This window comes from Curtobacterium sp. 1310, from assembly GCF_017834105.1.
In the GTDB taxonomy this organism is placed as follows: Bacteria; Actinomycetota; Actinomycetes; order Actinomycetales; family Microbacteriaceae; genus Curtobacterium.
In genome coordinates, this window is the sequence record NZ_JAFICY010000002.1 from 146,774 (window position 1) to 159,643 (window position 12,870).

Sequence of the window (12,870 nt, forward strand, 5' to 3'; positions counted from 1 at the left end):
GTGCGGCGAGCGGCCAGGTGTGCCGCGAGCGGGCGGAAACGCCTGCCGGACCGGTCGCGCAGGTGCGAGTTCCGCCCGCTCGGGTGAGCGTCCGGCACCACCCGGCGAGCGGGCGGAACGGCCGAGCAGCCCTGCGCGGACCTGCGCGTTCCGCCCTCTCGCGCTCGGTACCGGACGCGCGAGCGGACACGTCGCGCGAGCGGGCGGGACCGGCGACCGGACCGGGCGCGGGAGTACGCGTTCCGCCCGCTCGCGATGGCCGCCGGACGCGGGGGCCGGCGAACGGGCGGAACCGGCGACCGGACCGGGCGCGGGAGTACGCGATCCGCCCGCTCGCGATGGTCGCCGGACGCGGGGGCCGGCGAGCGGGAAGGAACCGGCGACCGGACCGGGCGCGGGAGTACGCGATCCGCCCGCTCGCGATGGCCGCCGGACGCGGGCGCCGGCGAGCGGGAAGGAACGGCAGCAGGGGTGGTCCGCCCCCGCCGGTTCCGCCCGCTCGGCGAACGGGACGGACGGGAGGCGCGGGTCGGCCCCGCCTCGGTCGATCCGGCCCCGGGTGGTGCCGTGCTCAGGCCCGCGGCTCGGTCACGAAGTCGATGAGCTCCTCGACGCGCCCGAGCAGCTGTGGCTCCAGGTCGTTGAAGGTCCGGACCTGCCCGAGGATCCGCTGCCATGCACGGGCGACGTCGGCCTGCTCCGCCGCGGGCCACCCGAGGTGCTGCAGGATGCCCTTCTTCCACTCGATCGAGCGCGGGATCGTCGGCCACGCCTCGAGCCCGAGGCGCGCCGGCTTCACCGACTGCCAGACGTCGACGAACGGGTGCCCGACGACGAGGACGTGCGCGCCCCACTTCCCGCGCATCACGGCGTCGGCGAACCGGGACTCCTTCGACCCCGGGACGAGGTGGTCGACGAGCACCCCGACGCGACGCTCTCGGGTGGGCCGGAACTCGTCGAGCACGTCGGCCAGGTTGTCGACGCCCTCCAGGTACTCGACGACGACGCCCTCGACACGGAGGTCGGCGCCCCAGACCTTCTCCACGAGCTCGGCGTCGTGCCTGCCCTCGACCATGATCCGCGAGGGCAGCGCCACTCGTGCCCGCTGCTGCTCGACGGCGAACGAACCCGACGCGGTCCGGAGGCGACCACCGTCGGTCGTGTGCCGCACGGCGGCCGCGGTCCCGGGCCTCCCGTCCGCACCGGCGGCGCGAGCCGGGGGTGCAGCCGCGGCGGAACGACCGACCGGCGCCTGCGGACGACCGAGGGTGACGAGTTCGCCCTCGAGCAGGAACTGCCCGGTGAAGGGGAAGGCGCGGGTGCGACCCTTCCAGTCCTCCAGGGCGACGTTGCCCGCCTCGAGCCCGACGACGGCGCCCGCCCACCCGGAGTCGGGGTCCTCGAGCACCATGTCGCGTTCGAGCGGCACCTGCCGCACCTTCTTGACGCCCTTCGAGCGCCAGTCGCCCGAGAGCACGTCACTGCCGTACCGGTCGTCGTCCACCCGGGAAGCGTAGTGTCGACGGGTCCCGCAACGGCGCCGGCACCCTGGCGCGTCACGGTACGCGCCGCGTCCACCCCCGATCGGAAGGCCACACCGTGCGCGCAACCGTCATCCACGCCCCTCGCGACATCCGCGTCGAGGAGCGCGACACCCCCGTCCTCATCGAGCCCACCGACGCCGTCGTCAAGGTGACCGCGTCCTGCGTCTGCGGATCGGACCTCTGGCCGTACCGCGGCGTCCGCGGGACCGAGCAGGCCCACACCATCGGACACGAGTTCGTGGGCGTCGTCGAGTCCGTCGGCGCCGACGTCACGGGCCTGTCCGCCGGCGACTTCGTCATCGCGCCGTTCACGACGAACGACGGCACCTGCCAGGCGTGCACGCACGGCATGACGAGCGGCTGCGAGCACAGCTCGATCTTCGGCGGCACGACCGACGCGTACGGCCACCCCATCGGCGGCGCCCAGTCGGAGTACGTCCGGGTGCCCGACGCCGCGGCGACGCTCGTGAAGGTCCCGGGCCCGGTGGACGACGACCTCGTGCCGTCGCTCCTCACGCTCTCCGACGTCTTCTCGACGGGACACCACGCCGCCGTGTCGGCCGAGGTCGGCCCGGGGAAGACCGTCGTGGTCGTCGGCGACGGCGCGGTCGGCCTGTCCGCGGTGCTCGCCGCCGCGCGCCTGGGCGCCGAGCGCATCATCGCGATGAGCCGGCACGCGGACCGCCAGGCACTGGCGCGGGAGTTCGGGGCGACCGACGTCGTCGAGACCCGCGGCGAGGAGGGCATCGCCGCCGTGCGCGAACTGCTCGGCGGGGAGCTCGCCGACTGCGCCCTCGAGGCCGTCGGTACGGCGGAGAGCATGGACCAGGCGCTGCGGGTCGTCCGCCCCGGCGGCAACGTCGGCTACGTCGGGGTCCCCGCGGGTGCACCCGAGCTGCCGATGCCCTTCCTGTTCGCGAAGAACATCACCGTGGGTGGCGGGATGGCCCCCGCCCGCGCGTACATCGAGGAGCTGCTGCCCGACGTGCTCTCGCGGACGATCGAGCCGGGCCGGGTGTTCGACCTCGAGCTGCCCCTCGACCAGGCCGCCGAGGCGTACGCGGCGATGGACGAGCGGCGCGCGATCAAGGTGCTGCTGCGTCCGTAGCACCGGCCGCGTCGCAGGTCCGGTCCCGCCGCTCGGTGCTCAGTCGCCGGGCGGCGGGACCGTGATCTGCTGGACGTCCGGCGCGAACTCCCGGAGGCACGCCGATGCCACCTCCGTGAACTCCGGCTCGTCCTCACGGTCGAACCGGCCGCTGCCGTGCTGTCCGGGGAAGTCCGGGTAGCCGCGCTCGCGGATGCAGGCGTCCGCGGCCTCGTACTGGCGATCCCACTCCCGCAGCTGCGCCTCGTCCGCACGCGGGATCCCCACTGCCGTCGAGCAGGCTCCCGCTGCCTCCGAGAACGCCGCTTCGTCGGCTCCCGAGGGTACCTTCGACAGACCGGACTCGGCCTGACGGTCGGTGACGTCCTCGACGTCGTAGCCCTTCCCGCGCATGCAGGCGGACCACCGTTCACCGGCCCCGGCGGTCGCGCGATCGTCCGGCGGAGGGGCAGTGCCCGCACACGCGGTCAGTGCGGCCGACGCCGCGATGATCGAGGTCAGCAGGACGGCGTCGCGCGCAGCGCGGCGGAACAGCGAGGGAGTCACGGGTCGAGCGTCCCGCAGCGGCTGTTTCGCGAGCGTTACGCGTCGCGGACCGCGAGCACACGGTGCGGCGCCGCCCGCTCGGCCCTCCACCCCGCGGGGAGCGCCTCCTGCAGCTCCGGCACGGTGAACGACCGGCGGATGGAGCGGAGCCCGTCCACCCGGACGAACGTCCCGGCGGACACGAGCGGGGATGCCAGCGCGTACGCGCGGTAGGCCTGCCGCGACCGACGGATGTCCGAGTGGAGGCTCCGACCGGTGGCCAGCTGCTCGGAGTCCGACAGGAAGGCCGCTCGGGCGTCGTCGTCCAGGTGGTGCAGCACGTGGTTCGACACGACGACGTCGAACCGCTCCCCCGCGGCGACGAGGTCCGTGCTCGACGCCTGCCGGAAGGTCACCCCGCGCGCTGTCGATCGTCGGGCTGCAGCGATGGCGCGGTCGTCCGGGTCGACCCCGACGACCTCGAGCGAGAGCCCGTCACTGCCCGCCCACCGCACGAGCGAGCGTGCCAGGTCGCCGCCACCGCAGCCGAGGTCGAGCACCCGCGCACGACCGCTCGGTGGCAGCGCGGGGACGACGTGCGTCCGCCAGACCGCCCGCCACCCGCTGACCAGCGCGTTCACCACGGCGAACCGCCGGAACGTCCGGTCGAGCACCCGCGGGTCGCACCCGGGGTCGTCCATCAGCTCCTGCAGGACCGTGTCCCGCTGTCGGAGGTCGACCGCTCGGGCGCCGGGCTCACGTCCGCCGTCCGTGCCGCGCACGGTCCGTGGCCGGTCCGTCACGCCTCGACCGCCGTGAGCCTCGCGCTCTCCACCGTCAGCCCGGGACCGAACGCGACGGCCGCGACCGGCGATCCGGGCGCGAGGCCCTGCTCGACGGCGTCGCGGAGCACGAAGAGCACCGTCGCGCTCGACATGTTGCCGTGGTCGCGGAGCACGGCGCGGCTCGACGCGACCGCGCCGTCGGGCAGCTCGAGGGCGTCCTGCGCCCGGTCCAGGATCGCCCGTCCACCGGGGTGCACCGCCCACACCGGCACGTCGGCGAAGGTCTCGCCCTCGCCGAGCAGCGCGGTGACGGCAGCCGGCACGTGCACACCGACGAGCTTCGGGACGGCGGTGGAGAGCACCATCTCGAAGCCCTCGTCACCGATGTTCCACGCCATCTCGGACGCACCCTCGGGCACCGTCGCCGTCGCGAACCGCTCGATGCGCAGGCCCGGCCCGCCCGCCGCGACGACCGCTGCCGCCGCGCCGTCGCCGAAGACGCTGTTCGCGACGATCTGGTCCGGGTCGTCCGACGCGCGGACGTGCAGGGTGCAGAGTTCCGCGCAGACGACGAGCACGACCGCGTCGGGGTCCGCCTCGGCGAAGGCCGCCGCGATCCGCAGCGCCGGGAAGGCGGCGCAGCACCCCATGAAGCCGATGTGGTGTCGGAACACCCCGGCGGGCAGTCCGAGCTGGTCGACGACGTCGATGTCCGGTCCGGGCTGCGTGAACCCCGTGCACGAGACGGTCACCAGGTGGGTGACGTGGTCCGGTGCCACCCCGGCGCGCTCGACGGCGTCACGGGCGGCCGCGACGAAGAGCGCCGGAGCGAGGTCCCGGTAGCGGTCGTTGCGTGTGCCGGTGGACGGTGAGACGAGCGTTCCGGAGTCCTGTCGGAAGAGGCCGCCGGGCCGCGAGGCGTCGAGCTCCTCGATCACCGTGTGCCGGTGCTCCACGGCGGATGCGTCGAACGCCGCGGGCACGATCCGTGCGCCGAGGCGGCCGAGGCCGGGCTGCCCGGCGAACAGGTCACGCACCGAACCCTGGTCGAGGGTGGTGTCGGGGACGGCGGTCCCGATGGCGCGGATCGTTGCGGTCACGACCCATCCTGTCACCGGGTCGCTGACACGTCCCCAGGTTGGTCCGGTCCGGTCGGTGCCGCGACGGACGGGAGGCACGGTGCCAGCCGGCCCCGTGCCTCCCGTCCGTCGCGGCCGGACGCTACGACTGCTGCGCGCGCTCCAGGACCAGCTCGCGGACGCGGGCCGCGTCGGCCTGTCCCTGCATCGCCTTCATGACCGCGCCGATGATCGCGCCGGCTGCCTGGACCTTGCCGTCCTGGATCTTGGCGAGGACGTCCGGCTGGGCGGCGAGCGCCTGGTCGACCGCTGCGGTGAGGGCCGAGTCGTCGGAGACGACCTTGAGCCCACGGGCCTCGACGACCTGCGCCGGCGACCCCTCGCCCGCGATGACCCCCTCGAGCACCTGGCGCGCCAGACGGTCGGTCAGGTCACCGGACTCGACGAGCGCGATCGTCTCGGCGACGTGCTGCGGCGACACGAGGTCACCCGCTGCGGCGTCCTGCGCGTTCGCGACGCGGCTGATCTCGCCCGTCCACCACTTGCGCGCGGCCTGCGGGGAGGCACCGGCGGCGACCGTCGCCTCGACCTCGTCGAGCAGCCCGCCGTTGACGACGTCCTGGAACTCGAGGTCGCTGAAGCCCCAGTCCCCCTTGAGACGGCGGCGACGTGCGACGGGCGCCTCGGGCAGGGATGCCCGGAGTTCCTCGATGACCGCGGGGTCCGGCACGACCGGCAGCAGGTCGGGCTCCGGGAAGTAGCGGTAGTCGTCGGCGTCCGACTTCGGGCGGCCGGCCGAGGTGCGCCCGGTGTCCTCGTGCCAGTGCCGCGTCTCCTGCGTGATCGTGCCACCCGCGGCGAGGATCGCGGCCTGGCGCTGGATCTCGTAGCGGATGGCGCGCTCGACGGCGCGGAACGAGTTGACGTTCTTCGTCTCGGTGCGGGTACCCAGCTTCTCCTGACCCCAGGGGCGCAGCGAGATGTTCGCGTCGCAGCGCAGGTTGCCGCGCTCCATGCGGGCCTCGGAGACGCCGAGCGCGCGGACCAGGTCACGGATGACCTGGACGTACGCGGCGCCGAGCTCGGGAGCACGGTCCTTCGCGCCGAAGATCGGCTTGGTGACGATCTCGACGAGCGGGACGCCGGCGCGGTTGTAGTCGACGAGCGAGTACTCGGCGCCCTGGATGCGACCGGTGGCACCACCGATGTGCGTCAGCTTGCCCGCGTCCTCCTCCATGTGGGCGCGCTCGATCGGCACCTGGAAGATGGTGCCGTCGGCGAGCTCGACCTCGACCTCACCCTCGAACGCGATCGGCTCGTCGTACTGCGAGATCTGGTAGTTCTTCGGGTTGTCCGGGTAGTAGTAGTTCTTCCGGGCGAACCGCGAGGACTCCGCGATCGAGCAGCCGAGCGCGAGCCCGAGCTGGATCGAGTAGCGCACGGCCTGCTCGTTGACGACCGGCAGCGACCCGGGCAGCCCGAGGTCGACCGGGGTCACGTTCGTGTTGGGCTCGCCACCGAAGAAGTTCGGGGCGTCCGAGAACATCTTGGTCTTCGTCGCGAGTTCGACGTGGACCTCGAAGCCGAGCACCGGCTCGAAGCGCTCGAGCGCCTCGTCGAAGTCCATCAGCGCGTCCTTCTGCGCCATCAGATCACACCTTCCTGCGCAGCGGACTGCTGAGACTGGTCGAGGTCCGGGATGCTGTCGATGAGCGGGCGGCCCCACTGCTGCTCGAGCAGGCGCTCGAGCGCGGCGCCGTACCGGTAGAGGCGGGCGTCCTCGCGCTGCGGCGCCATGAGCTGCACACCGGTCGGCAGCGAGTCCTCGGGCGCGAGGCCGTTCGGGATGCTCATGCCGGGCACGCCGGCGAGGTTCGCCGGGATCGTCGTGAGGTCGTTGAGGTACATCGACAGCGGGTCGTCGAGGCGCTCCCCCAGCGGGAAGGCGGTCGTCGGCGCCGACGGGCTGATGAGCAGGTCGACCTGGTCGAACGCCGCCGCGAAGTCGCGCTGCACCAGGGTGCGGACCTTCTGCGCGGACCCGTAGTAGGCGTCGTAGTAGCCGGCGCTCAGCGCGTAGGTGCCGAGGATGATGCGGCGCTTGACCTCGGGGCCGAAGCCCGCTTCACGCGTCGCGGCCATGACGTCCTCGACGGTCGCACCGTTCTCGGGCGTGACGCGCAGGCCGAAGCGCACCGAGTCGAACTTCGCGAGGTTCGACGACGCCTCGGCCGGCAGGATCAGGTAGTACGCGCTGATCGCGTACGCGAACGACGGCGCGTCGATCTCGACGACCTCGGCGCCCGCCTGCTCGAGGATCGCGACCGTCTCCTGGAAGCGCTGCGTGACGCCGGCCTGGAAGCCCTCGCCCCCCGCGAGCTCCTTGACGACGCCGACCTTGAGCCCGCGGAGCGTGTCGGCCTGCAGGCCCTCGCGCGCAGCGGCGGCCATCGACGGCCAGGCGTCAGGGATCGACGTCGAGTCCTTCGGGTCGTGCCCGCCGATGACGTCGTGCAGCAGCGCGGCGTCGAGGACCGTGCGGGACACCGGACCGATCTGGTCGAGCGACGACGCGAGTGCGATCGCGCCGTACCGGCTGACCCCGCCGTAGGTCGGCTTCACACCGACCGTGCCCGTGACGGCACCCGGCTGGCGGATCGAGCCACCGGTGTCGGAGCCGAGGGCGAAGGGTGCCTCGTGCGCGGCGACCGCTGCCGCCGATCCCCCGCCGGAGCCGCCCGGGATCCGGTCGAGGTCCCACGGGTTGCGCGTCGGACCGTACGCCGAGAACTCGGTCGTCGAGCCCATCGCGAACTCGTCCATGTTGGTCTTGCCGAGCGGCACGAGGCCGGCGGCGCGGAGCTTCGCGACCGGGGTGGCGTCGTAGGGCGGCCGCCAGCCCTCGAGGATCTTCGACCCCGAGGTGGTCGGCATGTCCTGCGTGCACAGGACGTCCTTGATCGCGATCGGCACACCGGCGAGCGCGCCGAGGTCGTCGCCCGCGGCGCGACGCGAGTCGATCGACCGCGCTGCCGCCAGGGCGTTCTCGTTGACGTGCAGGAACGCGTGCACGTCGCCGTCGACCGCTGCGATCCGGTCGAGGTGGGCCTGCGTGGCCTCGACGCTCGAGACGTCGCGCGCCACCAGGGCGTCGGCGAGGGCGGCCGCGCTGAGGCGGGTCAGGTCGTCGGTCACTGCTCTTCTCCCAGGATTGCCGTCACGCGGAACCGTTCGCCGTCGGAGTCGGGCGCGCCGGAGAGCGCCTGCTCCTGGGTCAGCGTCTGCCCCACCACGTCGGGTCGGGTGACGTTGCCGAGCGGCACCGGGTGGCTCGTCGCCGGGACGTCGTCGGTCGCGACCTCGGCGACCTTGGCGACGCTCTCGACGATGTGCGACAGCTCCCCGGTCAGCTTCTCGATCTCGTCGGGCGTGAGTGCGATACGTGCGAGGTTCGCCAGGTGGGCGACCTGCTCGCTCGTGATGTCAGGCATGGTGCTCCGTCGATCGGTTCGTGGAATGCGCACCAGTCTATTGGCCGCGTCCAGCGGCGGCACCACGGTCACCGGGGCTGTGGAGAACCGGTACGCCAGGCCCGGTGCCGGTCCGGCGGACCGGCACCGGGCCTCCAGCCCGTCGCGTGCTCGCCGTCGCCGCCTACCCGTGCGACGGTGGCTGCTGGGTCGCCTCGCCCGTTCCGGTGCCCTGCGCGCCGCCGCCGGTGCCCGTCCCGGTCGACGTCGCGTCGGCACCCGCGCCCGGCTGCGAGCCGGCCCCGGCTGCCCCGCCCGGTGCGGGCGCGCCCGTCGTCGTGCCGCCGGTCGTGTCCGCGGTGGACGATCCCGGCGCGGCGGGCGCCTGGGCGCTCGTCCCCGGCGTCGCCTGGTCCCCGCCCGTCGCCGCGTCCGAGGCCGAACCGTCGACGGACCGCGGCGTCGAGCCGATCATCGCCGGGTCGGGCTCGGGCAGCGCTCCCCCGCCGTAGCGCTGGTCGAGCCACGACATCATCGAGCGGCCGACGCCGAACTTCGCGCTGTACCCGGTCGTGCCCTGCGGGAAGGACGTGTTCGCGAGACCGACGAGCCCCCTGACGTTGCCGATCCACGTCGCGTTGGTGTACTTCGTGCTCGACGTGACGAGCCAGTTCTGCGTGTCGGCGTCGGTCGTGCCGGTCTTGGCGAACTTCGGGGTGCTGTCACCGGGGTTCGCCGAGGCCGCGGTGCCGCTGCCGGTCAGGACGCCCTGCAGTGCGTGGTCGACCGTCCCGGCGACCTCGGCGGAGACGCCCCGGGTGCAGCTGGACGGCGTGGGCGTGACCGTCGCGCCGTCGGCCTCGCGCACCGAGTCGATGACGGTCGGCGTGCACACGACGCCGCCGTTCGCGAAGCCGGCGTACGCCTCGGCCAGGTCGATCGGCGAGAGCGGGTTCGTGCCGAGCACGGACGCCGGGTTCGACGCCGGGGCCGAGCCGTCCGCCTGGTGGATGCCCATGGCCTGCGCGAGGTCCTTGATCTTGCAGAGGTCGAGCTGCTTCGCCATCGCGCCGAACGCGGTGTTGATCGACTCCGAGGTCGCCGCCTGGACGCTCATGCTCGCCGGGACGGTCTCGGCGTTCGAGACGGGCCAGGGGGACCCGCCGAGTGCCTCGCACGAGTTCGTGAACTCGGACTGCTGGAACAGGTGCTCGCCAGTCGGCACCGACTCCGACAGCGTGTGCCCGGACGCCAGCCACTCGGCCAGGGTGAAGACCTTGTAGGTCGAGCCGGTCTGGAACCCCCCGGAGTTGCCGTAGGCCGTGTCCGCGTTGTAGTCGATGGCCGTCGCACCGGGGCCGGCGTTGTCGCGCTGCGTGTACGTCGTGTTCTGCACCATCGACAGCACACGTCCGGTGCCGGGCTGGACGGTGACGTTCGTGCCGCCGAGGTCGACACCGGTCATCGTCGCGGGCACGTAGGACGAGAGTGCGGACTGGGCCTGGGCCTGCAGGTCGAGGTCGAGCGACGTGTGGATCTCGAGGCCCTTCGTGTCGAGGGTCTCGATGCGCTCCGCGGCGGTCTTGCCGAACGCCGGGTCCTGCAGCACCTGGTCGCGGACGTAGTCGCAGAAGTACCCCGCGTCGTACGCACTCGCCGCGGCCGAGCAGCCGTTCGCGGTGTCGGTGATCCGCGGCGTGACCGGGGTGGCCTCCGCCTGGTCGAGCTGCGCCTTCGAGATGTCGTGGTGCACGTACATCCGCTGCAGGACGTAGTCGCGCCGCGTCTTCGTCGCCGCGTAGCCGTTCGCCGCGCCGTTGTCCTCGTCGTCCGGCTCGTCGATGCGCAGGTTCGCCGGGTTGTTGAGGATGGCGACGAGCGTCGCGGACTGCGGGAGCGACAGGTCCTTCGCGTGCACGCCGAAGTAGTACTCGGCACCCGCCTCGGCGCCGTAGACGCGGCCGCCGAGCCCGACGAGGTTCAGGTAGCCGGTGAGGATCTGGTCCTTCGTGTACTTCTTGTCGACCGCGATGGCGTAGCGCATCTCCTGCAGCTTGCGTTGCGGTGTCACCCCGGCGGCGTCCTGGTAGCACGCCGCGACCTTGGCCTGGGTGGCGGCCGCGGTCGCGCCGGTGAGCTGCTCGCACTGCTGCACGAGGACGTTCTTCACGTACTGCTGCGTGATGCTCGAACCGCCCTGCACGTCGCCCCCGACGACGGTCGCCGCGACGCCGCGGACGGTCCCGAGCACGTCGATGCCGCCCTCGTCCTCGAAGCGGGGGTCCTCGGTGTCGATCGCCGCGCGCTTGAGCGACTCCGCCATGGCGTCCGAGGCGACGTCGGTCCGGTTCTCGGCGTAGAACGACGCGATCTTGACCTGCTGGCCGTCCTTCGTGGCGTAGACCGACGACACCTGCTGCGGGGTCTGGATGTCGAGGTAGCTCGGCAGGTCCTCGAAGAACGACACCGCTCCGGACGTCGCCTCGCCCGCCACCGCCACGGCCGGGGTCACCGCGACCGCCACCAGCAGTCCTGCGAGGCCGGACATGGCGAGGAAGGTCGTGAGGGCACCGGACCACCGCATCGCACGCATGGCGGCACGGTACGGGCCCGGACTGGGGTGCTTCTGCCGTGCGGAGGTCAGGGGCTGCGGCGGCGCACAGGATCACCCACAGGGAGGGTCGTGCATCGCCCACGGGGCGGGTCCGCTCAGTCGCGGGGCTGCAGGTCCTGGGGTCGCAGGAGGTACATGTCGGGCACCGGTTGCGCGGTCCCGCCGCCACCCTGGCCGCGCCGGGCCTGGTGCCGGACGAGGTCACCGCGACCGACCCCGATGAGGGCGACGTCGTGCAGCGACGCCGTCCCCGGCTTGAGGTAGTCGTTGTGACCCACCGGTCGGCGGAACACGCCCGCGTCCGGTTCGACGGTGTCCGTGGAGAGGTCGAGGAGCGTCGACCCGAACCCCGCCGAACCCGGGTCGGTCCCGAAGTACCCGGAGCCCGCGATCGGGTCGCTGTGCGCGTCGCCGACGTACACCTGGCCAGGACCCACCGCGAGCTCGGAGGCGGTCTGCACCGCACTGCCCGGCGAGCCGAGCACGGTGAGCGAGTCCGCCTGCATGCGGCCGGACGACAGCGCCATCAGCGCCGTCGTCGACCCGTAGGAGTGCGCGACGACGTTCAACCGGGGCCGGTCGTCGCCGCGGACGGCGTCGAGACCGTCGACCACCCGTTCGAGCCGCTCGGCACCGGTGCGGGCGAGTCCGAGCGACAGGATGTTGGACATGTCGGGCGTCCGGTAGCCCATCCACGCGAGCACGGCGGTGCCGCTCGACGCGTGGTCCGCGACGCCTCGGGCGGTCTGCGTCGTGGCGAGCGCCGACACGGTGGTCTGCTCGTCGTACAGGTCGCTCGCGGTGTCGGTGAAGTCGTGCATCTGCCCGGTCACGGTGAAGAACATCCCCGGGACGACCACCGTCACGTCCCGGGCGGTCGCGAGGTCCCCCACCGCGATCGCCGCGCGGCCCGAGCCCCGGGTGTCGAGGACGATCAGGCGCCGGGGGGCCTGGCCCGACTCGCGGTGCAGGGAGTCCCGGACCTGCGCGAGCAACGCGGTGCGGGCGGCGGCACGGTCGGACCCGGCGCCGGAGTCCTGGGCATCGGAGTCCTGGTCGTCGGAGTCCTGGTCGTCGGTGCCGACCCCGTCGGCGAGGGTGGTCCGGTTGGCGCGGTCACGGACGTCGTACGGCACCCCGTCCAGGTTGCCGACGACCGCGGGGGCGAGGGCGACCAGGCGCTCCTGTGCGGCGGTGCCGAGCGCGTCCCACCACCGTGCGACGGCGGCCGCGGTGGGTGGCCGGTCCTGGGCGGTCGCGAGCACCCGATCGTCCTCGTCGGCGCGTGCCAGGTCGCCGGGACCGACCGCGACGAGTGCGTCGAGGAACGCCGTGCCGCGCGCCTGCGCCAACCGCTCGAGGTCGACGTGACCGCCGGCAGCGGTCGTCGGGGCGTCGGGCGGAGCGTCGCGTGCCACGGGGTCCCGGACCCCGGACACCTCCGCGACGGGCGCCTCGGCCGCTGCCGGGACGCCCACGCCGGACGCTCCCGGGACGGGCACGGCAGGGGCCTCGACCACTCCCAGCGAGTGCATCGAGGCGGTGAGTAGCAGGGCCGCGGCGATGAGCAGCAATCAGGTCTCCCCGGGAAGGCCGTGTCGTCGACCCCCTCAGCCGACGATTGATGCCCTCTCGAGTGTAAGGAGAATGCGCTCACGAGGGGGTGCGCGGTGCAACTTGCCCCTCGAACTGGGTGCGGATCGTCGACGGTCCCCCGCGGAAGACGGCGCGTCGCTCACGGCGAG

The 12,870-nt window shown here is 73.1% G+C and carries 10 protein-coding genes; 1 reads left to right on the plus strand and 9 read right to left on the minus strand.

Annotation, left to right across the window (positions count from 1 at the left end):
- Positions 1-571 precede the first annotated feature (571 nt).
- On the minus strand, positions 572-1,504 hold the full coding sequence (locus JOD95_RS04845; protein WP_066652969.1) for a DUF3097 domain-containing protein: 933 nt from the start codon (positions 1,502-1,504) through the stop codon (positions 572-574).
- A 95-nt stretch (positions 1,505-1,599) separates the two neighbouring features.
- Here JOD95_RS04845 and JOD95_RS04850 point away from each other — a divergent pair, with 95 nt between their 5' ends.
- Positions 1,600-2,652 carry a zinc-dependent alcohol dehydrogenase family protein gene (locus JOD95_RS04850; protein ID WP_066652958.1) on the plus strand — a complete coding sequence of 351 codons (1,053 nt, stop codon included), beginning with the start codon at positions 1,600-1,602 and terminating at the stop codon, positions 2,650-2,652.
- A gap of 39 nt (positions 2,653-2,691) precedes the next feature.
- Here the strand turns inward: JOD95_RS04850 and JOD95_RS04855 are convergent, their stop codons facing one another.
- The 8 genes from JOD95_RS04855 to JOD95_RS04890 all read right to left on the minus strand — a co-directional run bounded on the left by JOD95_RS04855 (position 2,692) and on the right by JOD95_RS04890 (position 12,660).
- Positions 2,692-3,198: a hypothetical protein gene (locus JOD95_RS04855; RefSeq protein WP_066652955.1), complete on the minus strand. Its 507-nt coding sequence runs from the start codon at positions 3,196-3,198 to the stop codon at positions 2,692-2,694.
- 35 nt (positions 3,199-3,233) lie between these two features.
- Entirely contained in the window at positions 3,234-3,980 is a 747-nt protein-coding gene (locus JOD95_RS04860) for a methyltransferase domain-containing protein (protein ID WP_268746770.1), read from the minus strand.
- Complete coding sequence (locus tag JOD95_RS04865) at positions 3,977-5,062, minus strand: type III polyketide synthase (protein ID WP_066652945.1); 1,086 nt, start codon at positions 5,060-5,062, stop codon at positions 3,977-3,979. Before JOD95_RS04865 ends, JOD95_RS04860 begins: the two co-directional genes overlap by 4 nt.
- Positions 5,063-5,183: 121 nt before the next feature.
- Positions 5,184-6,689 carry an Asp-tRNA(Asn)/Glu-tRNA(Gln) amidotransferase subunit GatB gene (gene gatB / locus JOD95_RS04870; protein WP_209683561.1) on the minus strand — a complete coding sequence of 502 codons (1,506 nt, stop codon included), beginning with the start codon at positions 6,687-6,689 and terminating at the stop codon, positions 5,184-5,186.
- Positions 6,689-8,236: an Asp-tRNA(Asn)/Glu-tRNA(Gln) amidotransferase subunit GatA gene (gene gatA / locus JOD95_RS04875; protein ID WP_066652941.1), complete on the minus strand. Its 1,548-nt coding sequence runs from the start codon at positions 8,234-8,236 to the stop codon at positions 6,689-6,691. Before gatA ends, gatB begins: the two co-directional genes overlap by 1 nt.
- Positions 8,233-8,532 (minus strand): Asp-tRNA(Asn)/Glu-tRNA(Gln) amidotransferase subunit GatC, encoded by a 300-nt coding sequence (gene gatC / locus JOD95_RS04880; protein ID WP_058728900.1) that lies wholly within the window; start codon positions 8,530-8,532, stop codon positions 8,233-8,235. The genes gatA and gatC overlap by 4 nt, the downstream gene beginning before the upstream one ends.
- Before the next feature lie 163 nt (positions 8,533-8,695).
- Positions 8,696-11,104: a transglycosylase domain-containing protein gene (locus JOD95_RS04885; protein WP_209683564.1), complete on the minus strand. Its 2,409-nt coding sequence runs from the start codon at positions 11,102-11,104 to the stop codon at positions 8,696-8,698.
- 116 nt (positions 11,105-11,220) lie between these two features.
- Positions 11,221-12,660 (minus strand): alpha/beta hydrolase, encoded by a 1,440-nt coding sequence (locus JOD95_RS04890; protein ID WP_209683567.1) that lies wholly within the window; start codon positions 12,658-12,660, stop codon positions 11,221-11,223.
- Positions 12,661-12,870: the final 210 nt, after the last annotated feature.

Coding starts and splice junctions, on each gene's coding strand:
- gatB (WP_209683561.1), bottom strand. CDS start 6,689: ATGGCGCAGAAGGACGCGCTGATGGACTTCGACGAGGCGCTCGAGCGC.
- gatC (WP_058728900.1), bottom strand. CDS start 8,532: ATGCCTGACATCACGAGCGAGCAGGTCGCCCACCTGGCGAACCTCGCA.
- JOD95_RS04885 (WP_209683564.1), bottom strand. CDS start 11,104: ATGCGTGCGATGCGGTGGTCCGGTGCCCTCACGACCTTCCTCGCCATG.
- JOD95_RS04890 (WP_209683567.1), bottom strand. CDS start 12,660: ATGCACTCGCTGGGAGTGGTCGAGGCCCCTGCCGTGCCCGTCCCGGGA.